Source organism: Bacteroides sp. AF39-16AC, assembly GCF_003602735.1.
In the GTDB taxonomy this organism is placed as follows: Bacteria; Bacteroidota; Bacteroidia; order Bacteroidales; family Bacteroidaceae; genus Bacteroides; species Bacteroides uniformis.
The window spans coordinates 1-23,708 of the sequence record NZ_QTLN01000017.1; the positions used below are offsets into that span (position 1 = coordinate 1).

Here is a 23,708-nt window from a genome sequence, read left to right on the forward strand (position 1 = left end):
TTTTCAGAAGAAGCCTCCGTGTCTGATAAGGATACGGAGGCTTTGTTCGTTTTTGGCGGTCTCATAAACTTTTCTTATATTTGCGCCGAACTAATTTTATATCAACGTTTAAAGCAAATTGAAAGTATGAAGACTAAAGTTTTATTGGCTGCCGTTGCGGTAGCGTTTTCTTTCGCAGTGACATCTTGTGGCAACAAAAAGGCTGCAGATTCTAATGCAACTGAGGCAGATTCTTGCTGTGCTGCAAAAACAGAACAAGTATGTGACTCTGCAAAGGCATGTTGCCAGGCTGCTGATTCAGCAGCGTGTCCTAAGGCTGCATGTGATGGTGCCAAGTGTGACAAACCTTGTGAGAAGAAGTAATTCAGAACTTGTATTGAACTGATGAATAAGGAAAAGGCGTACCTCAAGGTACGCCTTTTTTGTGATATATTTCAGCGATAAATGAAAACAAACTTATAAAATGATATTTTTTATCGGAAAAAAGTAACGAATTTATTTGTATGGTACGAAATAATATCTACCTTTGCAACGTCAAAACAAAAAAGAAGATGATTCAGAACTTTACATATATTCTACTGTGTGGTATTATTATTCTACTGGCAAAGTTTAGTGGAAGTGAGTGCTGTGCGTGAATATATATGTAAGATGCAATGATATATGAAGCCTTTCTCACTTCCAAGTGTGAAAGGCTTTTTTTATGGAACATAAATTAAATACAATAAAGCAATGAGTGACAAATTATTTATTTTCGACACAACGCTCCGCGATGGCGAGCAGGTTCCGGGATGCCAATTGAATACAGTGGAAAAGATTCAGGTAGCCAGACAACTGGAAGCCCTGGGGGTGGACGTGATTGAAGCCGGATTTCCGATTTCAAGTCCGGGAGATTTCAATTCGGTCATTGAGATATCAAAAGCTGTGACATGGCCCACCATCTGTGCCTTGACACGTGCCGTACAGAAAGATATTGATGTGGCAGCAGAGGCTTTGCAATTTGCCAAGCATAAACGTATCCATACTGGCATCGGTACATCTGACTCGCACATTAAATATAAATTCAATTCCAATCGCGAGGAAATAATAGAGCGTGCAGTGGCTGCCGTAAAGTATGCACGTAAGTATGTGGATGATGTAGAGTTCTATGCCGAAGATGCAGGCCGAACGGATAATGAATATTTGGCACGGGTGGTAGAAGCTGTTATCAAGGCAGGTGCGACTGTGGTGAATATTCCCGATACAACGGGGTATTGCTTGCCTGATGAGTATGGCGCGAAGATAAGATATCTGATGGAACATGTCAACGGTATTCATAATGCCATTATTTCTACTCATTGCCACAATGACTTGGGCATGGCTACTGCCAATACAATGGCTGGCGTACTGAATGGTGCCCGCCAGGTGGAGGTAACCATCAATGGTATTGGTGAACGTGCCGGCAATACTTCTCTTGAGGAAGTGGCGATGATTATCAAATGTCACAAGGACATAGAAATCGAGACCAACATCAATACACAGAAGATTTATCCAACCAGCCGTATGGTGTCCAGTCTGATGAACATGCCGGTGCAGCCCAACAAGGCTATTGTAGGTCGCAATGCTTTTGCCCATTCGTCGGGTATTCACCAGGATGGTGTGTTGAAGAATGTACAGACTTACGAAATCATTGACCCGCATGATGTGGGTATTGATGATAATTCCATCGTATTGACAGCCCGTAGCGGACGTGCAGCCTTGAAGAATCGTTTGTCGATATTGGGAGTACAGCTGGATCAGGAGAAGCTGGACAAAGTGTATGAAGAGTTCTTGAAACTTGCCGATAAGAAGAAAGATATCAATGATGACGACATTCTGGTATTGGCAGGGGCAAATCGTACGCAGAACCACCGTATCAAACTGGAATATCTCCAGGTGACCAGTGGGGTGGGGGTTCGTTCGGTTGCCAGTTTGGGATTGAACATCTCCGGTGAGAAGTTTGAAGCCGCTGCCAGTGGAAACGGTCCGGTAGATGCCGCTATCAAGGCTTTGAAGAAGATTATCGACCGCCATATGACATTGAAGGAATTCACCATCCAGGCTATTAGCAAGGGTAGCGACGATATGGGTAAGGTACATATGCAGGTGGAATACGATAATCATATTTATTATGGGTTCGGTGCCAATACGGATATTATCGCGGCATCAGTGGAAGCGTACATCGACTGTATCAATAAGTTCAAGATGTGATTTTAATCGTAAATTGTAAATAGCTAAATTGTACATAAAGAGATGAATACATTATTTGATAAAATCTGGGATGCCCATGTGGTACAGAAAGTGGAAGACGGTCCCACACAGCTTTATATTGACCGGCTTTATTGTCATGAAGTAACCAGCCCGCAAGCCTTTTCGGGATTGCGCGAACGTGGAATCAAGTGTTTCCGTCCGGAAAAGATTTTCTGTATGCCCGACCATAACACGCCGACGCATGACCAGGACAAGCCGATTGAAGACCCGGTTTCAAAGACTCAGGTAGATACACTGGCCAAGAATGCGGAAGAGTTTGGATTGGCCCATTTCGGCATGATGGACAAGAAGAACGGAATTATCCATGTAGTAGGTCCGGAACGCGGGCTGACCCTGCCTGGCATGACCATTGTCTGCGGTGACTCGCATACTTCCACCCACGGGGCGATGGGAGCAGTGGCTTTCGGTATTGGTACGAGTGAAGTGGAAATGGTAATGGCCTCGCAATGTATCCTTCAGACCCGTCCTAAGACAATGCGCATCACTGTTGACGGCAAACTTGGCAAAGGAGTGACGGCAAAAGATGTGGCATTGTACATGATGTCGAAGATGACGACCAGCGGCGCTACGGGATATTTCGTGGAATATGCCGGAGAAGCTGTGCGTAGTCTGACTATGGAAGGCCGTCTGACCTTGTGCAATCTGAGTATAGAGATGGGTGCCCGCGGCGGTATGGTTGCTCCGGATGAGACCACTTTCGAGTACATCAAAGGACGCGAATATGCTCCGAAGGGTGAGGCATGGGACAAGGCATTGGCCTATTGGAAAACATTGAAGAGTGATGAGGATGCTGTGTTCGACAAGGAAGTCCGTTTTGCTGCCGAAGATATTGAACCGATGATTACATACGGTACCAACCCGGGCATGGGTATGGGTATCACACAACATATTCCTACTACCGAAGGCATGGGAGAAGCTGCCCGGACCTCTTTCATGAAGTCTATGAGCTATATGGGTTTCCAACCGGGAGAACCTTTGCTGGGTAAGAAGGTTGACTATGTGTTTTTGGGTGCCTGCACCAATGGACGCATTGAGGATTTCCGTGCATTTGCCTCCATTGTGAAAGGCCGTCGGAAAGCCGAGAATGTAGTGGCATGGCTGGTTCCGGGCTCCTGGATGGTAGATGCACAGATTCGCGAAGAGGGACTGGACAAGATTTTGGAAGAGGCCGGTTTTGCCATTCGCCAACCGGGTTGTTCTGCTTGCCTGGCAATGAACGACGATAAGGTGCCTGCCGGAAAGTATGCAGTGTCTACCAGTAACCGTAATTTTGAAGGACGCCAGGGGCCGGGTTCCCGAACACTGCTTGCCAGCCCGCTTGTAGCTGCAGCAGCGGCAGTGACTGGAGTAATTACTGACCCGAGAACGCTGATTTGATGTACGATTGGACGATTTACGATTAAAATTACTTCGTAAATCAAACATCGTTCAACAAAGGTAAATCAAGAGTATTTTCAATCGTAAATTGTAAATCGTAAATACAAAGATGAAGACAAAATTTGATATAATAACCAGTACTTGTGTGCCTCTTCCATTAGAGAATGTGGATACAGACCAGATAATCCCTGCACGTTTTCTGAAAGCTACTACCCGTGAGGAAAAGTTCTTCGGAGATAATTTATTCCGCGATTGGCGTTATCATCCGGATGGTTCTCTGAACAAGGACTTTGTTTTGAACGACCCCACTTACGGCGGGCAGATTCTGGTGGCGGGAAAGAACTTCGGTTCCGGTTCCAGCCGTGAGCATGCTGCATGGGCCATTGCCGGTTACGGTTTTCGTGTGGTGGTATCGAGCTTCTTTGCCGATATACACAAGAACAATGAACTGAACAACTTTGTGCTTCCGGTGGTGGTAAGTGAGCCGTTCTTGAAAGAGTTGTTCGACTCTATCTCTGCCAATCCGAAGATGGAAGTGGAAGTGAATCTGCCCGAACAGACCATCACCAACAAGGCTACGGGCAAGAGCGAACATTTCGAAATCAATGCCTACAAGAAACATTGCCTGATGAATGGCTTGGACGACATCGATTTTCTGGTTGAGAATAAAGATAAGATAGAAGCTTGGGAGAATAAAAATGAAGCATAATCATCCGAAGATAGAAATCATGGACACTACGCTCCGCGACGGTGAACAGACCAGCGGAGTCTCCTTTGTGCCCCATGAGAAGCTGATGATTGCCCGTTTGTTGCTGGAGGAATTGAAGGTAGACCGGGTAGAGGTGGCTTCTGCGCGGGTATCCGAAGGAGAGTTTGATGCCGTAAAAATGATTTGTGACTGGGCGGCACGCCGTAATCTGTTGCCAAGAGTAGAAGTGCTTGGCTTTGTAGATGGCCACACATCGGTGGACTGGATACATGCGACCGGTTGCCGTGTCATCAATCTGCTGTGCAAAGGCTCGCTGAAGCATTGCACCTACCAGTTGAAGAAGACTCCCGAAGAGCATATCGAGGATATTCTGTCCGTAGTGGATTACGCCAACGAGCAGGATATGGTAGTGAATGTCTATCTGGAAGACTGGAGCAACGGCATGAAAGATTCTCCGGAATATGTGTTCCGTTTGATGGACGCCTTGGAGCAGACCAATATCCGCCGCTATATGTTGCCTGACACGTTGGGCGTATTGAACCCGCTGCAGGTCATCGAGTTCATGCGCAAGATGGTGAAACGCTATCCGCATGCCCATTTTGACTTCCATGCCCACAATGACTATGACCTTGCCGTGAGCAATGTGCTTGCCGCCGTACTTAGCGGTTGCAAGGGACTGCATACTACCATTAACGGCCTGGGCGAACGCGCCGGCAATGCTCCGCTTGCCAGTGTGCAGGCTATCCTGAAAGACCACTTCAATGCCATTACCAACATTGACGAAAGCCGCCTGAACGACGTAAGCCGTGTGGTGGAGTCCTACTCGGGCATCGTCATTCCCGCCAATAAACCGATTGTTGGCGAGAATGTATTTACCCAAGTGGCAGGCGTCCATGCCGACGGTGACAATAAAAGTAACCTCTACTGCAACGACCTTCTGCCCGAACGTTTTGGCCGCAAGCGAGAGTATGCCCTGGGCAAGAACAGCGGTAAAGCCAATATCCGGAAGAATTTGGAGGACTTGGGATTACAACTGGATGAAGATGCCATGCGCAAAGTGACCGAACGCATCATTGAACTGGGCGACAAGAAAGAGCTGGTGACGCAAGAAGACCTGCCCTATATCGTTTCGGACGTACTGAAGCACGGAATGGCAGAAGAACGCGTCAGCCTTAAGAGCTATATTGTGAATCTGGCGTATGGATTGAAGCCGATGGCTACGTTGAAGATAGAAATCAACGGAAAGGAATATGAGGAAAGTTCCAGTGGAGATGGCCAGTATGATGCTTTTGTGCGCGCCTTGCGCAAGATATATAAAGTGACACTGGGTCGTAAGTTCCCGATGCTGACAAACTATGCCGTGACCATTCCTCCCGGCGGGCGTACCGATGCCTTTGTGCAGACGGTTATTACCTGGAGTTTTGAAGATACGATATTCCGTACACGCGGATTGGACGCAGACCAGACGGAAGCGGCCATCAAGGCGACGGTGAAGATGCTGAATATCATAGAAGACGAATACGAATCATAAAAAATGGATCTCATGGAGAAAAAGAAATCGTTTTTTGAGAGGCGTCCTTATGTATGCTATGCGTTGTATGCAGGCTTGCTTTTTGCTTTCAACCTCTTTCTGCGTTGGTGGAGCGGCGAGTTGGATGCGGACGAGTATCTTATGTCAGCCATCAATACCCTTATATTGACAGCTGGTTTTGTGTGGGGTGACCGGTATCGCCGCAAGAATCTTGCAAACAAAAAGAAGATAGATGAACTTTTAAATAATAAAGAAAACAATGGATTTTAAAATTGCAGTGTTGGCCGGTGACGGTATCGGCCCCGAAATCTCTACCGTAGGCGTGGATGTGATGACTGCCGTGTGTGAGAAGTTCGGACATAAAGTGAACTATGAATATGCCATCTGCGGTGCAGACGCGATAGACAAGGTGGGTGACCCGTTTCCCGAAGCCACTTATGAGGCTTGTAAAAATGCGGATGCTGTATTGTTCTCTGCCGTAGGTGACCCGAAATTCGACAATGACCCTACTGCCAAAGTGCGTCCCGAGCAGGGCTTGCTGGCTATGCGCAAGAAACTGGGACTGTTTGCCAACATCCGTCCCGTGCAGACCTTCAAATGTCTGCTCCATAAGTCTCCCCTTCGTGCGGAACTGGTGGATGGTGCCGATTTCCTTTGCATCCGCGAATTGACCGGTGGCATGTACTTCGGTGAGAAATACCAGGACAATGACAAGGCGTATGATACGAACATGTATACCCGTCCTGAGATTGAGCGTATCCTGAAAGTCGGATTTGAATATGCCATGAAACGCAGTAAACATCTTACGGTGGTGGATAAAGCCAATGTGCTTGCCTCTTCCCGTCTTTGGAGACAGATTGCCCAGGAGATGGCACCGCAGTACCCCGAGGTGACAACCGACTATATGTTTGTGGACAACGCCGCCATGAAGATGATTCAAGAGCCGAAATTCTTTGACGTAATGGTTACGGAAAATACGTTTGGTGATATTTTGACGGACGAGGGTTCCTGCATCAGTGGCTCTATGGGATTGCTGCCTTCTGCTTCTACGGGAGAGAGCACGCCGGTATTCGAACCTATCCATGGTTCCTGGCCGCAGGCGAAAGGCTTGAATATAGCCAATCCGCTGGCGCAAATTTTGTCTGTAGCCATGCTTTTCGAATACTTCGACCTGAAAGAGGAGGGGGCGTTGATTCGTAAGGCAGTTGATGCTTCACTCGATGCGAATGTACGTACACCGGAGATTCAAGTAGAAGGTGGCGACAAATACGGTACCAAGGAAGTGGGCGCGTGGATTGTAGACTATCTTAAGAAGTCTTGATAACAGTGTCTCATTACCGTTCTGTTCATCAGTAACTTCTCACTGCAAAGTTCTGCAAACCTTTTGCAGTGTCACTGCAAAGCTGTTACAGTTGCGCTGCAAAGCAGTTGCAGTACCACTGCAAACCTATTTGCAGTAACGCTGCAGCTCGTTTGCAGTACTACTGCAAAAAGCATGCACCATCTTTGCAGTGGGAAGTCGCTGATTGTCAGATATGGTTCTTCCTCCTCATCCTGCCTTCTTCAATCGTTTCATATCCTTTCATCCTCTTTATTCGTGTTAAGCTTTGATAGATGGCAGTATAATCTTTCCTTTCCCGCACGGTTTATTTCTTGGAATTTCCATATCTTTGTCAGCATATCCATGTTACATAAGTGTGTACGGGAAGAATGTATTAGACAGTGAGATTATGGCGAAAATTGCAAAGAACCTGACGGAGTTGATTGGGCATACTCCTTTGATGGAATTGGCTGAATACAGTCGTAAATACGGATTGAAAAGAAATATTGTGGCTAAGCTGGAATCTTTTAATCCGGCGGGAAGCGTGAAGGACCGTGTGGCATTTGCCATGATTGAGGATGCCGAGGCACGTGGGGCTTTGAAACCCGGAGCCACGATTATTGAACCTACCAGTGGCAATACCGGCGTGGGACTGGCGATGGTAGCAACCATCAAGGGATATCATTTGATATTGACCATGCCGGAGACCATGAGTGTGGAACGCCGTAATCTGTTGAAAGCCTTGGGTGCGGAGATTGTACTGACCGACGGACTGGCAGGTATGGCCGGCTCCATTGCCAAAGCGAAAGAATTGCGGGATGCGATACCTGGTGCGGTTATTCTGCAGCAGTTTGAGAATCCCTCCAATGCCAAGGCTCATGAACATACTACGGGGGAAGAAATCTGGACGGACACGGATGGTAAAGTGACTGTTTTTGTTGCCGGTGTGGGCACGGGCGGTACGGTCTGTGGAGTGGCGCGTGCCTTGAAGAAACATAATCCGGATGTCTATGTTGTGGCTGTAGAACCGGCCTCCTCTCCGGTTCTGGAAGGAGGGGAAGATGCACCGCACCGCATCCAGGGGATTGGGGCCAATTTTATTCCTTCCATTTATGATGCTTCTGTAGTAGACGAGATTATTCCGGTGCCCGATGACGAGGCCATTCGTGGAGGACGAGAGCTGGCTTCTACGGAAGGCTTGCTGGCTGGCATCTCATCCGGTGCGGCGGTATATGCGGCACGGTTGCTGGCCGAACGCCCTGAATTTGCGGATAAAATGATTGTTGCCCTACTGCCCGATACGGGGGAACGCTATTTGTCAACAGAACTGTTCGCTTTCGATACCTATCCTTTGGAATAAATACTGAACTATTATATGAAGAAACTTATTTTTTCTTTCTTCTTGTGTGGAGCCACGATGTTCCCTGCCTTTTCACAAACCTATCAGGAACTGAGCGAACGTGCGGTTGCAGCCACGGAGCAAGACAGCTTGTCATTGGCCGAAAAATACATTGAACAAGCTTTGAAAATGGAGCCCGCCAATCCTCATAACGCTTTGCTGTTCTCCAACTTGGGTACGATACAACGTCGGCAGCACCGGTATGAGCAGGCCCTTGACTCGTATACTCTGGCATTGAACATTGCTCCGCGTGCCATACCTGCCCTGATGAATCGTGCCGCTCTTTACCTTGAGTTGGGGAAGGATGATTTGGCCCGGATAGACTATTCTTTGGTGCTGGATATAGAAAGCGATAATCAGGAAGCCTTGCTGATGCGTGCCTATATCTATATGCGGCAGCGCAACTATAATTTTGCAAAGTCTGATTATGAACGTCTGCTGAAACTTGCCCCCCAGAGTTACAATGGCCGTCTGGGGTTGGCTACACTGGAGCAGAAGGAGGGCAAATATGAAGCGGCGCTTTCGATATTGAATGCCATGATTGCAGAAAAAGGAGGAGAAGCTACCCGGCTGACTACCCAGCAATATGCCGTACTTTACGTAGCACGTGCGGGTGTAGAGCAGGATATGAAACATGTGGACCTGGCCATGATGGACTTGGAAGAAGCCATCAAGCTGGATGCTTCGCAGACAGAAGCCTACTTGATACGGGGGCAAATTTACCTTTCTCAAAAGAAAAAGGAGTTGGCAAAACGTGACTTCGAAAAGGCCATTTCACTTGGCGTGCCGCAAGGTGACCTCAGGGATTTACTGTTACAGTGTAAATAATATTCAACTGTATTTCCGTATCAGTTCCACAAACTCTTTTCCGTATTTCTTCTTTTTATATTCACCGATACCGCTGATATTACCAAATTCTTCTATGGTAGTGGGGCGGGAGGCGCTGAGTAGGTGGAGCACTTTGTCGGACAGTACGATATAGGCAGGAAGTGCTTCCTGGTCGGCAAGGCGTTTGCGGAGAGTGCGGAGAGCCTCGAAAAGTTCCCCACTTTCTGTATTGGGCAATCCCAATGGCAATTCTTTGGTTGGAACTGTAGCCTTGCGTTTACGGCCTCTTGTAGCTTGTACAGCTTCCTCGCGGCGGATGGTGACAAGCAGGGCGCGTGCTCTGCCAAACAAGACATCTGTTCCGCTTTGAGTGATTTTCAGGTGGTTGTTTTCATTGTAGGCTATTTCGAAATAACCGAGCTGTAACATTTGCAGCAGGTAGTCATGCCAATCTCTGGGGGGGACTTCGCGCCCGGCTCCAAAGGTCTTGAGTCGATGGTATCCTCTTTCTGTAACTTCAGAACTCATGTTTCCTCGGAGGATGTCCACTAAAATACCGGTTCCTATCTGTTGCTCGGAACGCGCGATTGCACTAAGTGCCTTTTGTACGATTATTGTACCATCGAAACGTTCGGGGGGATTTTTGCATACATCACAGTTTCCACAGTCGCAGGTCGTATTTTCACCGAAATAACTTAACAGAATGCGACGGCGGCAGATATCTGCTTCCGCATATTGCTGCATACGTTGCAGCTTTTCCAGGTTGATGCTTTGTTGCCCGCTGTCTGTTGCGAATTTAGTGAGCAGAATGAGGTCGGCCAGTGAATAGAACAAAAGGGTGTCACTGAGCATTCCGTCTCGTCCGGCACGTCCTATTTCCTGATAGAAACTTTCAATGCTTTTGGGCAAATTGTAATGAATTACCCAGCGCACATTGCTTTTGTCAATTCCCATTCCAAAGGCAATGGTGGCGCATACCACTTGCACGCGGTCATTGATGAAGTCGTCTTGTGCTTCATCTCTTCGTGCCGGCGACAGTCCTGCATGATAGACCGCCGACTTTATCCCTTGTTTTTGAAGCATTTGTGCCACTGTTTCAGCCTTGCTGCGGCTCATGCAATAAATGATGCCGCTCTCTCCCGGATGGCGGGCGATGAAGTCGAGGATGGCTTTGCTTTTTTCCTTCTGCTGGTAACCTCTTTTTACGGTGAGACTCAGGTTGGGACGGTCGAAAGATGAAATGAAAATTCTCGGTTGGTTGAGGTGTAGCTGTTTAATAATATCTTCACGGGTTATTTTATCGGCTGTGGCAGTAAGTGCAATGATGGGAACCTGGGGAAACAGTTGGTGAAGGATGCCCATCTGTGTATATTCCGGACGGAAATCGTGTCCCCATTGTGAGATGCAGTGAGCTTCATCAATGGCGAAAAGGGAAATATGCATATCCCTTAACAGATAGTTGGCTTCCGCCAATAATTTTTCAGGAGAAATATATAGCAGTTTCAGCTTGCCTTCCATGCATGCACGTCGTAGGGAAGCATTCTCTGTTTCATCATTATTGCTGTTCAGTGCACCGGCCGCGATACCGTTTGCACAGAGCGTTTCCACTTGGTCCTTCATCAAGGAAATGAGCGGAGAAACCACTACCGCCGTGCCTTCACTCAATAGGGCGGGAAGTTGGTAGCAGATGGACTTTCCACCTCCCGTAGGCATCAGTACCAATGCGTCTTTACGGTCCATCAGATGGCGTATGATGTCTTCTTGTAAGGGGCGGAAACTGTCGTAACCGAAATATGTCTTGAGCGTTTGTAGCATAATCTGGCAGTATGGATTTCTTCCGGCAAAGGTACACTAATTATTGCATATACTACAAATGGAAAGTCATCAAGATTTTGTATCATATGAGTTTCTGCAAAAGGTTAAAGTTTCTTATTAATGGCTGAATTGACCTACTTTTCAACCTTTTTCGTTGTTTATTTATCAAAAATATATACGGGAAAAGTTGTGTATTAAAAAAAAATGTCTGACTTTTGTAAAGTCTAAGGGGCTAACCCTTTGGCTTTTCCGATTTTAAACAACCCTAACCAGTTAATTCAATGAGTGATTTAGAAAACAATGCCCAGGAAAAAGGAACGAAGAAACGTCCTTACAACCTGCGCGAAAAGAAAGAAAAGGATGCTGCCTACCGTTCTTTGATAAGGCCGGAATTGGCAGATGAGTTGTATGACAAGATATTGAATATCGTTGTTGTACAAAAGAAGTACAGAGATGCTGATTATTCCGCTAAGGATTTGGCGAAAGAATTGCAGACCAATACTCGCTATTTGTCTGCAGTGGTGAATTCACGCTTCGGCATGAACTATTCTTGCCTGCTGAATGAATATAGAGTAAAAGAAGCGCAGCATTTGTTGACAGACAAAAGATATGCTGACAAGAATGTAGAGGAGATCAGTACGATGGTCGGCTTTGCAAACCGTCAGTCTTTTTATGCTGCTTTCTATAAAAATGTAGGTGAGACTCCTAATGGATATCGTAAAAGACACGCAGAAAAAGAAGCTAAGAAGAAATAATTCTGTATGACTGAATGAATAAAAAGGAAATATTCCGGAACAGTTGTTTCGGGATACTTCCTTTTCTTCTTTTTTAATACCAATCTATATACTCCCGACACATGAAGAAACAACTAATTTCTATGGTGACTGCCCTTTCTCTATTGACGGCTTGTGGCGGAAATCCGAAAACAACTGCTGAGGCAGAAAAAATTGACTATACAGTGGAACAATTTGCAGATTTACAGATTTTACGTTACCGCGTACCAGGTTTTGAGGATTTGTCCCTCAAACAAAAAGAATTGGTTTATTATTTGACGGAAGCGGCTTTGCAGGGCAGAGACATTCTTTTCGACCAGAATGGCAAGTATAACCTGACGATTCGCCGGATGCTGGAAGCTGTCTATACCGGCTATAAGGGAGATAAGAATACTCCTGATTTCAAGGCTATGGAAGTGTACCTCAAGCGGGTATGGTTCTCTAACGGCATTCATCATCACTATGGTAGCGAAAAGTTCGTTCCGGGATTTACTCCCGAATTCTTCAGGCAGGCTGTACAGAGTGTGGATGCAGCTACATTGCCGCTTGTCGAAGGACAGACTGTGGAACAACTGTGCGAGGAAGTGTTCCCCGTTATTTTCGACCCCACGGTGATGCCCAAACGGGTGAACCAAGCTGCCGGTGAAGATTTGGTTTTGACTTCCGCATGCAATTATTACGATGGCGTGACGCAGCAGGAGGCCGAAGATTTCTATAATGCCTTGAAGAATCCGCAGGATGAAACTCCCGTTTCCTATGGTTTGAATAGCCGTTTGGTGAAAGAGGATGGCAAGATTCAGGAGAAAGTATGGAAAGTGGGGGGCTTGTATGGACAGGCACTTGAAAAGATTGTCTACTGGCTGAAGAAGGCAGAAGGAGTTGCCGAGACTCCCGAGCAGAAGGCGGTGATAGCCAAACTGATGGAATTCTATGAAACCGGCGATTTGAAGACATTCGATGAATATGCCATTTTGTGGGTGAAGGATTTGAACTCACGCATTGACTTTGTGAACGGTTTTACCGAAAGTTATGGTGACCCGCTCGGCATGAAGGCAAGCTGGGAATCTCTGGTGAATTTTAAAGATTTGGAAGCTACCCAGCGTACAGAGTTGATAAGCGGCAATGCACAGTGGTTTGAGGACCATTCGCCGGTAGACGGACAATTCAAGAAGGAGAAAGTGAAAGGGGTGTCTGCCAAGGTAATCACGGCGGCTATTCTGGCCGGTGACTTGTATCCTGCAACTGCTATCGGCATCAACCTGCCCAATGCCAACTGGATACGTAGCCATCATGGTTCGAAATCCGTTACAATCGGTAACATTACAGATGCTTATAATAAGGCAGCTCATGGCAACGGGTTCAATGAGGAGTTTGTGTACAGTGATGCAGAGCTTCAACTGATTGATAAGTACGCAGATGTGACAGATGAACTGCATACTGACCTGCATGAATGTTTGGGACATGGTTCCGGTAAATTGCTCCCGGGTGTGGACCCGGATGCGTTGAAGGCATATGGTTCTACTATCGAAGAAGCGCGCGCCGACTTGTTCGGACTCTACTACGTGGCCGACCCGAAGCTGGTGGAACTGGGGCTTACTCCAAGTGCGGATGCTTATAAGGCTCAATACTACACCTATCTGATGAATGGTTTGATGACACAGCTTGTACGTATCGAGCCGGGTAACAATGTAGAAGAAGCCCATATGCGCAACCGTCAGCTCATAGCCCGCTGGGTGTACGAGAAAGGTGCGGCGGAGAAGGTTGTGGAATTGGTAAAGAAGGATGGGAAGACGTACGTCGTGATAAACGATTATGAGAAAGTGCGTGACTTGTTTGGCCGGTTGCTTGCCGAGATACAGCGTATCAAGTCCACCGGTGACTATGCCGGCGCCCATGATTTGGTGGAAGCCTATGCCGTGAAAGTCGATCCCGCTTTGCATGCCGAAGTGCTGGAACGCTACAAGAAGCTGAATCTTGCGCCGTATAAGGGGTTCGTCAATCCCAAGTATGAAGTGGTGACGGATGCCGACGGTACTATAACAGATGTGACAGTGACTTATGATGAAGGTTATGCGGAACAGATGTTGCGTTATAGCAAAGACTATTCTACATTGCCTTCTGTCAATAAATGATGAACTATGATAGATACTAAAGAGCAGCTGCATCAGCGGCTGAAAGATATAAAGACACAGCTCCGTCTCTCAATGAACGGGGCTGTGTCCCAAAGTATGCGTGAGAAAGGGCTGGTATATAAGCTGAACTTTGGCGTGGAGTTGCCCCGTATCAAGGGTATTGCTGCCGGTTACGAGAAGGACCACTCTCTGGCTCAGTCTTTGTGGAAAGAAGATATCAGAGAGTGCAAAATATTGGCGGGACTTTTACAGCCGGTAGAGAGTTTCCTGCCCGAGATAGCCGATATCTGGGTGGAAGATATCCGTAATATCGAGATTGCAGAACTTACCTGCATGAATTTATTCCAACATCTTCCTTATGCGCCTGCCAAGTCCTTCCATTGGATTGCAAGCGAGGACGAATACACGCAGGTTTGCGGCTTCCTCACCATAGCCCGTCTATTGATGAAGAAAGGGGATATGAACGAACGGGTTGAAAATGAGTTCCTCGACCAGGCAATAACGGCTTTTTTGTCGGGCTCCTATCATGTACGCAATGCAGCCATGACTGCTATCCGCCGCTTTATGCAGCAAAATGAGGAAAATTCTTTTCAAGTTTGCCGCAGAGTGGAGGGTATGGACAATTCTTCTTCTGATGTAGAACAATTACTATACAATCTTGTAAAAGAGGAGGTTTGTTAGATTAGTTCTATGGTTATAGAGACTGATGCGGTAAGGGAATATTTCCCTTATCGCAATTTTTATCTCTTTCTCGTTTGCTTTCCACAAAAAAGGATTAACTTTGTTGGCTGTAAAACTGCGCCGTCAAATGGAAAGTCAGAATGTGAAAGATACAGTTAGGCAGATATTCACTGAATATCTGAATGCGAACGGGCATCGGAAGACTCCCGAACGTTATGCTATACTTGACACCATTTACTCCATAGACGGTCATTTTGATATCGACACGCTCTATTCACTGATGGCCGACCAGGAGAACTTCCGCGTCAGCCGTGCAACGCTTTACAATACCATCATTTTGCTTATAAATGCTCGTCTGGTCATCAAGCATCAGTTCGGCAACTCTTCCCAATACGAAAAATGTTATAATCGCGATACGCACCATCACCAGATATGCACCCAGTGCGGAAAGGTGACCGAGTTTCAGAACGAGGAGTTGCAACATGCCATTGAGAATACCAAACTGAGCCGTTTTAATCTTACGCACTATTCCTTATATATGTATGGGTTGTGCAGCAAGTGTGACCGGGCCAATAAACGGAAGAAAAAGAATAATAACCATAAAAAAGAAAAATGAAAGTAGACGTATTATTAGGATTACAATGGGGCGACGAAGGCAAAGGCAAAGTCGTTGATGTGTTAACTCCGAGATACGATGTCGTAGCTCGTTTCCAGGGCGGACCGAATGCCGGACATACACTCGAGTTTGAAGGGCAGAAGTATGTGCTCCGTTCCATTCCGTCTGGAATATTCCAGGGAGACAAGGTGAATATCATCGGTAACGGAGTGGTGCTTGACCCGGCTCTCTTCAAAGCGGAAGCCGAATCATTGGAAGCGTCCGGCCATAACTTGAAGGAACGCTTGCACATTTCCAAGAAAGCACACCTCATTCTGCCGACTCACCGCATACTGGATGCTGCATACGAAGCAGCCAAAGGCGATGCAAAGGTAGGAACGACCGGAAAAGGCATCGGACCGACTTACACGGATAAAATCAGCCGTAACGGTGTGCGTGTAGGCGACATTCTGCATGACTTTGACAAGAAGTATGCAGCGGCCAAGGCCCGTCATGAACAAATCTTGAAAGGCTTGAACTATGAGTATGACATTACCGAAATGGAGAAGGCATGGTTCGAAGGTATCGAATACTTGAAACAATTCCAGTTGGTGGATAGCGAACACGAGATGAACAATCTGCTGGCTGCCGGCAAGTCTGTATTGTGCGAAGGTGCGCAGGGGACAATGCTGGACATTGATTTCGGTTCTTATCCGTTTGTAACGTCTTCCAATACGGTTTGTGCAGGTGCTTGTACCGGTCTGGGTATTGCTCCCAACAAGATTGGTGAGGTATATGGGATTTTCAAAGCCTATTGTACGCGCGTAGGTGCCGGTCCGTTCCCGACGGAATTATTCGACAAGACCGGTGACCAGATTTGCACACTGGGTCATGAGTTCGGTTCTGTGACAGGACGTAAGCGCCGTTGTGGCTGGATTGACCTGGTGGCATTGAAATATGCCATTATGGTAGACGGGGTTACCAAACTGATTATGATGAAGAGCGATGTGCTCGATTCTTTTGAAACCATTAAGGCTTGTGTAGCTTACAAGATGGATGAGGAAGAGATTGATTACTTCCCGTTCGATATCAATGAGACTGTTGAACCGGTTTATGTAGAGCTACCCGGTTGGCAGACGGATATGACCAAGATGCAGAGTGAAGATGAGTTCCCGGAAGAATTCAATGCATATTTGTCATTCCTGGAAGAACAGCTTGGTGTGCCCATCAAGATTGTTTCTCTGGGACCGGACCGTGAGCAGACCATCGAACGGTATACAGAGGAATAATAAAACAAACAGATAACCTTAGACACGGATTACACGGATTTCGCGGCTTCATCTGAAGAACCGTGGGTGTCCGGATAATCCGTGCCTTTTTTATTTATTGCCATGAAAACACGTCTTTTGTCTTTTTTACTGTTGTTTCTTCTTGTGTGCTCCGCACAGTCGCAGACTTACCAGCCGACGGAGGAGAACCTGAAATCCCGTCAGGAGTTTCGGGACAATCGCTTCGGTATCTTCCTGCATTGGGGGATATACAGTATGCTGGCTACCGGAGAATGGACCATGACGAACAAGAACCTTAATTATAAGGAGTATGCCAAACTGGCGGGAGGTTTCTATCCTGCCAAATTCGATGCTGCCAGATGGGTGTCAGCCATTAAGGCGTCCGGGGCAAAGTATATCTGCTTTACATCCCGGCATCACGATGGCTTTTCTATGTTCCACACACGCTTTTCCGATTACAATATTGTGGATGCTACCCCTTTTAAGCGGGATATTCTGAAAGAATTGGCAGACGAGTGCCACAAGCAAGGTATTCGTCTGCATCTCTACTATTCGCACATCGACTGGTATCGCGAGGATGCTCCGTGGGGACGCACCGGACGTGGAACGGGACGACCGAATCCGAAGGGCGACTGGAACAGCTACTATAAATTCATGAACAACCAGCTGACCGAGTTGCTCACCAATTATGGAAAAATAGGTGCCATTTGGTTTGATGGCTGGTGGGACCAGGACCAGAATCCGGATTTTGACTGGCAACTGCCCGGGCAATATGCCATGATACACCGCCTGCAACCGGCTTGCTTGGTTGGGAACAACCATCATCAAGCACCGTTTGCCGGCGAGGACATCCAGATATTCGAGCGCGACCTGCCGGGAGAGAACCGTGCCGGTCTTTCCGGGCAGGATATCAGCGCCTTGCCCCTTGAAACCTGCGAGACGATGAATGGAATGTGGGGATATAAGATTACGGACCAGGATTATAAATCCACCAAAACGCTGATACATTACCTGGTGAAGGCTGCGGGTAAAGATGCCAATCTGCTGATGAATATCGGTCCTCAGCCGGACGGTGAGCTGCCTGCTGTTGCATTGGAGCGTCTGGCAGAAGTAGGGGAATGGATGAAGGTATACGGTGAAACCATCTACGGAACCCGTGGCGGCTGCATTGCTCCGCATCCTTGGGGAGTCACTACACAAAGAGAAAATAAATTATACGTGCATATTCTCGAATTGCAGGATAAGGCTCTCTTCCTGCCGTTGGAAGGCAAGAAAGTGAGGAAGGCAGTGGGGTATGCCGACCGTCTTCCAGTGAAGTTCCGTAAGTGTGAAGGAGGGGTGATGCTCTACTTGCCGGAGGTTCCGACGGATATTGATAAAGTGATAGAGGTGGAGATTGAAAAATAAATTATAAATCAGAAATCTTTAATTCTTCCTAAAAGATAAAGGAAACGCTGGCATTGCTCACCGTTTCCTTTTATTTTTGGCAGACTATTTGTTATACAATAAGAAACGACTGATTTATTCACAATTTAAAGAAAGAAAATTATGGGAACAGGAATGATATGGATTATTTTTATCGGTATTGCCGCCGTTAGCTGGCTGGTACAGATGAATCTTCAGAACAAGTTCAAGAAGTACTCTAAAATCCCTACCGGCAACGGAATGACGGGAGCGGACGTTGCTTTGAAGATGCTGCACGACAATGGCATTTACGATGTGACCGTGACGCATACTCCTGGACATCTGACCGACCATTATAATCCTGCCAATAAGACAGTAAACCTGAGTGAGAGTGTTTATAGCAGTAACAGCATCATGGCTGCTGCCGTTGCAGCCCACGAATGTGGTCACGCCGTGCAGCATGCACGCGCATACGCTCCGTTGACAATGCGCAGCAAACTGGTGCCGGTAGTCTCTTTTGCCTCACAGTGGATGACGTGGTTGCTGCTGGCAGGTATCTTGCTGCTGAACTCCTTTCCGCAACTGTTGCTGGCGGGCATTATACTGTTTGCATTGACAACTTTATTCAGCTTCATCACCTTGCCGGTGGAAATCAATGCAAGTAAGCGTGCGCTGGTATGGCTTAGCAATTCCGGCATTACGAATTCATATAATCATGCGCAAGCGGAAGATGCACTCCGCTCGGCTGCCTATACGTATGTAGTGGCTGCTCTCGGTTCGCTTGCTACCCTGATTTATTATATCATGATATTCATGGGACGCAGAGATTAAACACATGATGCAGACATAAAAAACAGACCATCTGTTCACCCGAAACAGATGGTCTGTTTACATTAAATAGATGATGTGTCTCTGCCGGATGCATCATCTGTTTTTTTATTCCTGATAGGGCGACTGCCAGAACCAGGCATCGTCATTGACCACGTACTTGGCTTGGAAGAAGTTTTCTGCATTAGGGTCTGAGGGGCAAAGCAGTACATCGTCTGCTTTTATGCTATAGAGATTCTTGGCCATATAGCTGTCTAAATAATATTCTTTGGTAATCTTCTGCTGGTTATTCCAGTTGGCTTCTTCATTTAGGATTACCGGACGACCGTCTCGCAGACGTTCGCGCACTTCTTGCACGCTTAGCATGATGCCGTTTTCATCCATCACCCAGGCATTGTTGGTGGGGTCTACCCATATCCATTTATCCAAGGTATTGGAATAAACTACGTTAATGGAATGGCATTCGCCAATGTATTTTTTGGGTAATCCGCTGATGTGGCGTGCCTTAAATCCCATGGACAGATAACAATCCTTCAGTACATGGGCAAGACCTCCGCAATGCAGACCTCGCGCACCGCCTTTGCAAGCTTCTGCCCATTTTATGATGTTGCTGCCTGCCGGACTTTCATGGTTTCCGTCATGTTTTATGGTATTGTGTATATAAGTAAGTATGTTCTTTATTTTCGATAATTCGTCGCCTGCGCCTGCCACACTGTCCAACTTGAAGTATTGGCGTACCTCTACTAAATACTTGTTGTTGGGATTGATGTATTCGAAGCGGGGGAGTGTATCAGGGCGCTCATTGTGGGTGTATCCCGGTGTTTTTTGAAGTATGTCGAGGTAGTCACCCACTTTCTTCACTTTGGCAAGCACTGCCTTGAACCGTTTATCGCTGCGCAGGTTGTCTAAGTCGGTATCATTCATCATGTGGTTGTAATCTTGAAATCCATTGTCGTAGGCCAGTTCTAAATTTTTGATGGCTTCACCTTTTTTCTTTAACAAGGATTGGAAGCAGGCTAAATTGTAGTAATAGGACTGTATGAGCCAGCTGTACTTTTTCTGAGTGTTCTCGTCTTGTTCTTTGAACAGAGTTATCAAAGCCTTACCGTTCTTTTCGGCTTCTTTATAGTTTTTCTCATTGACGGCTTGTTGCAGCTTTTGTACGATGGCTTCTTCTTTTTGGTCGAAGTCTTTGGCGTTGCCGGATTGTGCCCGGCTAACACCGATGCCGCATAGCAACAACATGCAGAATAAAATCAGTCTCTCTTTCATAAATGTGTAAGTTTGAAGTTTGTTTTGGTCGTTTTTATGCGACGGTAATGATACAAAGGTAAACATTCTCTTTTCTTAATCAATAAAATACTGTAACTTTGTCGTCCGATTTTAAAATAATTGAACTGATTATGGCAGCAAAACCAAGTATTCCGAAAGGAACCCGTGACTTCTCGCCCGTAGAAATGGCGAAGCGTAACTATATATTCAATACGATTCGTGAGGTGTATCATCTCTATGGTTTTCAGCAGATAGAAACGCCCTCGATGGAAATGCTTTCTACCTTGATGGGGAAGTATGGTGAGGAAGGCGACAAGCTTTTGTTCAAGATACAGAACTCCGGTGATTACTTTTCCGGACTGACAGATGAAGAACTGTTGAGCCGTAATGCTCCGAGACTTGCCTGCAAGTTTTGCGAGAAAGGTTTGCGCTATGACCTTACAGTACCTTTTGCCCGCTACGTGGTGATGCACCGCGATGAAATAACTTTTCCTTTCAAACGTTATCAGATACAGCCCGTGTGGCGCGCCGACCGTCCGCAAAAAGGACGCTATCGTGAGTTCTATCAGTGCGATGCCGATGTGGTAGGCAGTGATTCCTTGCTGAATGAGGTGGAGCTGATGCAGATTGTCGATACGGTATTTACCCGCTTCGGCATCCGTGTTTGTATCAAGATTAACAACCGTAAGATATTGAGTGGCATTGCCGAAATCATCGGTGAGTCTGACAAGATTGTTGATATTACTGTGGCCATTGATAAGTTGGATAAGATAGGTCTGGACAATGTCAATGCCGAGTTGAAAGAGAAAGGCATCAGTGACGAGGCTATCGCCAAACTGCAACCTATCATTTTGTTGAGCGGAAGTAATGAAGAGAAACTTGCAACTCTGAAGGAAGTTCTTGCTGTCAGCGAGACCGGACTGAAGGGCGTGGAGGAAAGTGAATTTATCCTTTCCACCTTAAAGAACCTTGGCTTGAAGAACGAAATCGAGCTGGATTTGACATTGGCCCGTGGCTTGAATTACTATACCGGTGCCATCTTCGAAGTAAAGGCGCTGGATGTGCAAATCGGCAGTATTACTGGTGGAGGACGCTATGACAACTTGACGGGTGTATTCGGTATGTCCGGTGTCAGTGGTGTCGGTATCTCGTTCGGTGCAGACCGTATCTTTGATGTGCTGAACCAGCTTGACCTTTATCCGAAAGAAGCGGTGAACGGTACTCAGTTACTGTTTATCAACTTTGGTGAGAAAGAGGCCGCATTCTCAATGAATGTATTGACTGAAGTGCGTGCGGCAGGCATCCGTGCCGAGATTTTCCCCGATGCAAGCAAGATGAAGAAACAGATGGGGTATGCGAACTCCAAAGCCATCCCGTTTGTGGCCCTGGTGGGTGAGAATGAAATGAATGAAGGTAAGGTGACATTGAAAAACATGGAGACCGGAGAGCAGAAAATGGTCACTCCCCAAGAGCTGGTTAGCGAACTGAAATAATAAAAACTGAAATACATTTAAAAAGGAGCACAAAATTGCTCCTTTTTTTGTATATTTATGGCACAAATATAGGTATTTGTAATAGTGGCGTAGGAAAAATGAAACATCCTGCATTTATCTTTGTACTGACAAAAAAGGAGGTTCTTATGGTTTCTGTTGAGCTTAAGCAAGAAAAACACAATGCCCTCGTCAGTTTCCTGATGATTGTCATAGCGGTATTGTTCCTGCTCTATATGGGCAGTTCATTAGTGCATTCTACAAAAGCGTTCTGGGAAAATTATTCCATAGAGGAGCTGCTGGAATAGAAGGAATTCAAGTCAAATCACTACCTTTGTCGGCAAAACATATTGCCGATGATACTTTATTTTACCGCAACCGGAAACTCACGCTGGATTGCAGAATTGCTTGCAGAGGCTATGCATGATACTGCCGTCAGCATTGTTGATTGCCTTAAGCAAGGCTCGATACCCGCAGGGCTGTCGATAGCTGACAGACTAGGTATTGTTTTTCCGGTACACTCATGGTATGCACCTCGTGTCTTGATTGATTTTTTGTCGCAGCTCCGGTTGCCGGACTGCTGTTACCGTTATGCCGTGTGTACATGCGGGGACGATATGGGAAAGGGAATGAACCGCCTGGCGGAACATTTTCCGTTGGATGCAGCCTGGTCTGTTGCAATGCCCAATACCTATGTACCGATGTTCAATTTGGACGATGGGGCGCTTTGCCTCAAGAAGATAGAGAACGCACGGCATGCTGTCGCTTCGATTGCCGAAGATGTCATTGCACGGAAGAGGGTCTGGAATGTGCATGAGGGCAGTGCTGCCTGGCTGAAAACGTATGTTGTGAATCCTTTGTTTGTCCGTTTTGTCATTGGTACAAGGAGTTTCCATGTAGATGAAGGCTGTATCTCTTGCGGAATATGCGGCAAATCTTGTCCGGTAGGTAATATCCGGTTGGTGGATGGGCATCCGGTGTGGGGAAAGCAGTGCATTCATTGTATGGCTTGTTTGCATTTTTGCCCCCGGAAAGTGATACAGTATGGAAAAGCGACACAGAAGAAGGGGAGATACCGGTTGGAAGATTATCTTTGCCGCTTCACCACTCCCACATAAATCAGCAGAATAACATTCATTACCAGTGCGTAGATAATGGCAGGTATTGCAATAATGTCATTGTTGAATACAAACGGACTACTGGCAACAGCAATTGCTTGTGCGGCATTCTGCATACCGATTTCTATAATGAGTGTACGTTGTTCTTTCCGGTTGAGGCGCATGGACTTCGATAGCACTACGCCGCCTCCCATAGCCAGCAGGATAAGAATGGAGATGCAGAGGCCCAGTTTGCCGAATTGGCCGGTGATGGTAGCATGGTGCTGTATGAAGAAGATGGTTGCCAGCAGGATAAGTGCGGGAAAGGCTGTCTTGGACAATATCTTATGAATCCTTTCTGCCATTTGCGGACGGTAGCGCTTCGTGAATATGCCGGCTACAATGGGAAGAAGCATCAGAACCAGGTTCTGCATGATAAGGCTGCCTACGGGGAGATGGATATCTATGTCCAGATTGCTGTCTACAAAGTGTGTGGCGAATTCCATAATCACGGGGATAGTGAACAGCGTAATAATGCTGCTGCATGCCGTCAGTGACACGGACAATGCTACGTCTCCTTTGGCTATCATGGAGAAGATGTTGGATGAGCTGCCGCCTGGCGAGCAGGCTATGAGTATGATGCCGATAAAGAACAGAGGTTCGAGCTGGAAGACATGTCCTAAAGCAAATGCCAGCATCGGCAGTAGGATGATTTGGCCTGCCAGCCCGGCAATAATGGGGCGGGGGCGTTTGCGGAACAGTTTAAAGTCTTCGGTTTGTAATGTCAGTCCCAGTTCAAACATCAATAAGGTAAGAATGGGGAGGACTATCCATATTGCGTTCATAAGTCAAATCATTTTTGAGGCTGCAAAGATAGCAAA

General features: G+C 46.6%; 22 protein-coding genes. 19 read left to right on the top strand and 3 right to left on the bottom strand.

The window, feature by feature from the left end; translation table 11 throughout:
* Window positions 1-126: 126 nt before the first annotated feature.
* The 9 genes from DW039_RS13970 to DW039_RS14010 all read left to right on the top strand — a co-directional run bounded on the left by DW039_RS13970 (window position 127) and on the right by DW039_RS14010 (window position 9,451).
* On the top strand, window positions 127-363 hold the full coding sequence (locus DW039_RS13970) for a hypothetical protein (protein WP_034523359.1): 237 nt from the start codon (window positions 127-129) through the stop codon (window positions 361-363).
* 366 nt (window positions 364-729) lie between these two features.
* Window positions 730-2,226 (top strand): 2-isopropylmalate synthase, encoded by a 1,497-nt coding sequence (locus DW039_RS13975; protein WP_005835565.1) that lies wholly within the window; start codon window positions 730-732, stop codon window positions 2,224-2,226.
* Window positions 2,227-2,268: 42 nt separating this feature from the next.
* A complete protein-coding gene (gene leuC, locus DW039_RS13980) occupies window positions 2,269-3,663 on the top strand; it encodes a 3-isopropylmalate dehydratase large subunit (protein ID WP_005826191.1) in 1,395 nt (464 codons plus the stop codon).
* A 109-nt stretch (window positions 3,664-3,772) separates the two neighbouring features.
* Complete coding sequence (leuD, locus tag DW039_RS13985) at window positions 3,773-4,372, top strand: 3-isopropylmalate dehydratase small subunit (RefSeq protein WP_120382047.1); 600 nt, start codon at window positions 3,773-3,775, stop codon at window positions 4,370-4,372.
* Window positions 4,362-5,903, top strand: a complete 1,542-nt coding sequence (locus DW039_RS13990) for an alpha-isopropylmalate synthase regulatory domain-containing protein (protein WP_005826194.1) — start codon at window positions 4,362-4,364, stop codon at window positions 5,901-5,903. The genes leuD and DW039_RS13990 overlap by 11 nt, the downstream gene beginning before the upstream one ends.
* 12 nt (window positions 5,904-5,915) lie before the next feature.
* Window positions 5,916-6,173, top strand: coding sequence for a hypothetical protein (locus DW039_RS13995; protein WP_005835569.1), 258 nt, complete (start codon window positions 5,916-5,918; stop codon window positions 6,171-6,173).
* Window positions 6,163-7,224 carry a 3-isopropylmalate dehydrogenase gene (leuB, locus tag DW039_RS14000; protein ID WP_005835570.1) on the top strand — a complete coding sequence of 354 codons (1,062 nt, stop codon included), beginning with the start codon at window positions 6,163-6,165 and terminating at the stop codon, window positions 7,222-7,224. Before DW039_RS13995 ends, leuB begins: the two co-directional genes overlap by 11 nt.
* 409 nt (window positions 7,225-7,633) lie before the next feature.
* Entirely contained in the window at window positions 7,634-8,584 is a 951-nt protein-coding gene (cysK, locus tag DW039_RS14005) for a cysteine synthase A (RefSeq protein WP_035449638.1), read from the top strand.
* A 15-nt stretch (window positions 8,585-8,599) separates the two neighbouring features.
* Window positions 8,600-9,451: a lipopolysaccharide assembly protein LapB gene (locus DW039_RS14010; protein ID WP_005826199.1), complete on the top strand. Its 852-nt coding sequence runs from the start codon at window positions 8,600-8,602 to the stop codon at window positions 9,449-9,451.
* Window positions 9,452-9,454: 3 nt separating this feature from the next.
* Here the strand turns inward: DW039_RS14010 and recQ are convergent, their stop codons facing one another.
* Window positions 9,455-11,266: a DNA helicase RecQ gene (gene recQ, locus DW039_RS14015; RefSeq protein WP_120382048.1), complete on the bottom strand. Its 1,812-nt coding sequence runs from the start codon at window positions 11,264-11,266 to the stop codon at window positions 9,455-9,457.
* Between the two features lie 281 nt (window positions 11,267-11,547).
* On the opposite strand from recQ, the gene DW039_RS14020 reads away from it, so the two are divergent.
* From DW039_RS14020 to DW039_RS14050, 7 genes are all read left to right on the top strand, one after another.
* Window positions 11,548-12,021 (top strand): AraC family transcriptional regulator, encoded by a 474-nt coding sequence (locus DW039_RS14020; protein WP_005826207.1) that lies wholly within the window; start codon window positions 11,548-11,550, stop codon window positions 12,019-12,021.
* Window positions 12,022-12,122: 101 nt separating this feature from the next.
* A complete protein-coding gene (locus DW039_RS14025; protein WP_120382049.1) occupies window positions 12,123-14,171 on the top strand; it encodes a dihydrofolate reductase in 2,049 nt (682 codons plus the stop codon).
* A 6-nt stretch (window positions 14,172-14,177) separates the two neighbouring features.
* On the top strand, window positions 14,178-14,852 hold the full coding sequence (locus DW039_RS14030) for a DNA alkylation repair protein (RefSeq protein ID WP_005826212.1): 675 nt from the start codon (window positions 14,178-14,180) through the stop codon (window positions 14,850-14,852).
* 127 nt (window positions 14,853-14,979) lie between these two features.
* Entirely contained in the window at window positions 14,980-15,468 is a 489-nt protein-coding gene (locus tag DW039_RS14035; RefSeq protein ID WP_005826214.1) for a Fur family transcriptional regulator, read from the top strand.
* Complete coding sequence (locus tag DW039_RS14040) at window positions 15,465-16,736, top strand: adenylosuccinate synthase (protein ID WP_005826216.1); 1,272 nt, start codon at window positions 15,465-15,467, stop codon at window positions 16,734-16,736. The genes DW039_RS14035 and DW039_RS14040 overlap by 4 nt, the downstream gene beginning before the upstream one ends.
* A gap of 102 nt (window positions 16,737-16,838) precedes the next feature.
* On the top strand, window positions 16,839-18,143 hold the full coding sequence (locus tag DW039_RS14045; RefSeq protein WP_005826218.1) for an alpha-L-fucosidase: 1,305 nt from the start codon (window positions 16,839-16,841) through the stop codon (window positions 18,141-18,143).
* Window positions 18,144-18,284: 141 nt separating this feature from the next.
* Window positions 18,285-18,971 (top strand): zinc metallopeptidase, encoded by a 687-nt coding sequence (locus tag DW039_RS14050; protein ID WP_087332775.1) that lies wholly within the window; start codon window positions 18,285-18,287, stop codon window positions 18,969-18,971.
* Between the two features lie 105 nt (window positions 18,972-19,076).
* Here the strand turns inward: DW039_RS14050 and DW039_RS14055 are convergent, their stop codons facing one another.
* On the bottom strand, window positions 19,077-20,240 hold the full coding sequence (locus DW039_RS14055; RefSeq protein WP_230321393.1) for a transglutaminase domain-containing protein: 1,164 nt from the start codon (window positions 20,238-20,240) through the stop codon (window positions 19,077-19,079).
* A 131-nt stretch (window positions 20,241-20,371) separates the two neighbouring features.
* Here DW039_RS14055 and hisS point away from each other — a divergent pair, with 131 nt between their 5' ends.
* The 3 genes from hisS (at window position 20,372) to DW039_RS14070 (ending at window position 22,848) form a co-directional block, all read left to right on the top strand.
* Window positions 20,372-21,733: a histidine--tRNA ligase gene (hisS, locus tag DW039_RS14060; RefSeq protein ID WP_016273161.1), complete on the top strand. Its 1,362-nt coding sequence runs from the start codon at window positions 20,372-20,374 to the stop codon at window positions 21,731-21,733.
* A gap of 146 nt (window positions 21,734-21,879) precedes the next feature.
* The gene (locus tag DW039_RS20950; protein ID WP_165491391.1) at window positions 21,880-22,038 is read left to right on the top strand and encodes a hypothetical protein; all 159 of its coding nucleotides are present in this window, start codon (window positions 21,880-21,882) and stop codon (window positions 22,036-22,038) included.
* A 48-nt stretch (window positions 22,039-22,086) separates the two neighbouring features.
* Entirely contained in the window at window positions 22,087-22,848 is a 762-nt protein-coding gene (locus tag DW039_RS14070) for an EFR1 family ferrodoxin (RefSeq protein ID WP_009036533.1), read from the top strand.
* Here DW039_RS14070 and DW039_RS14075 read toward each other — a convergent pair.
* Window positions 22,818-23,672 (bottom strand): bile acid:sodium symporter family protein, encoded by an 855-nt coding sequence (locus tag DW039_RS14075; protein WP_117589144.1) that lies wholly within the window; start codon window positions 23,670-23,672, stop codon window positions 22,818-22,820. The two genes, DW039_RS14070 and DW039_RS14075, sit on opposite strands and share 31 nt — an antisense overlap.
* Window positions 23,673-23,708: the final 36 nt, after the last annotated feature.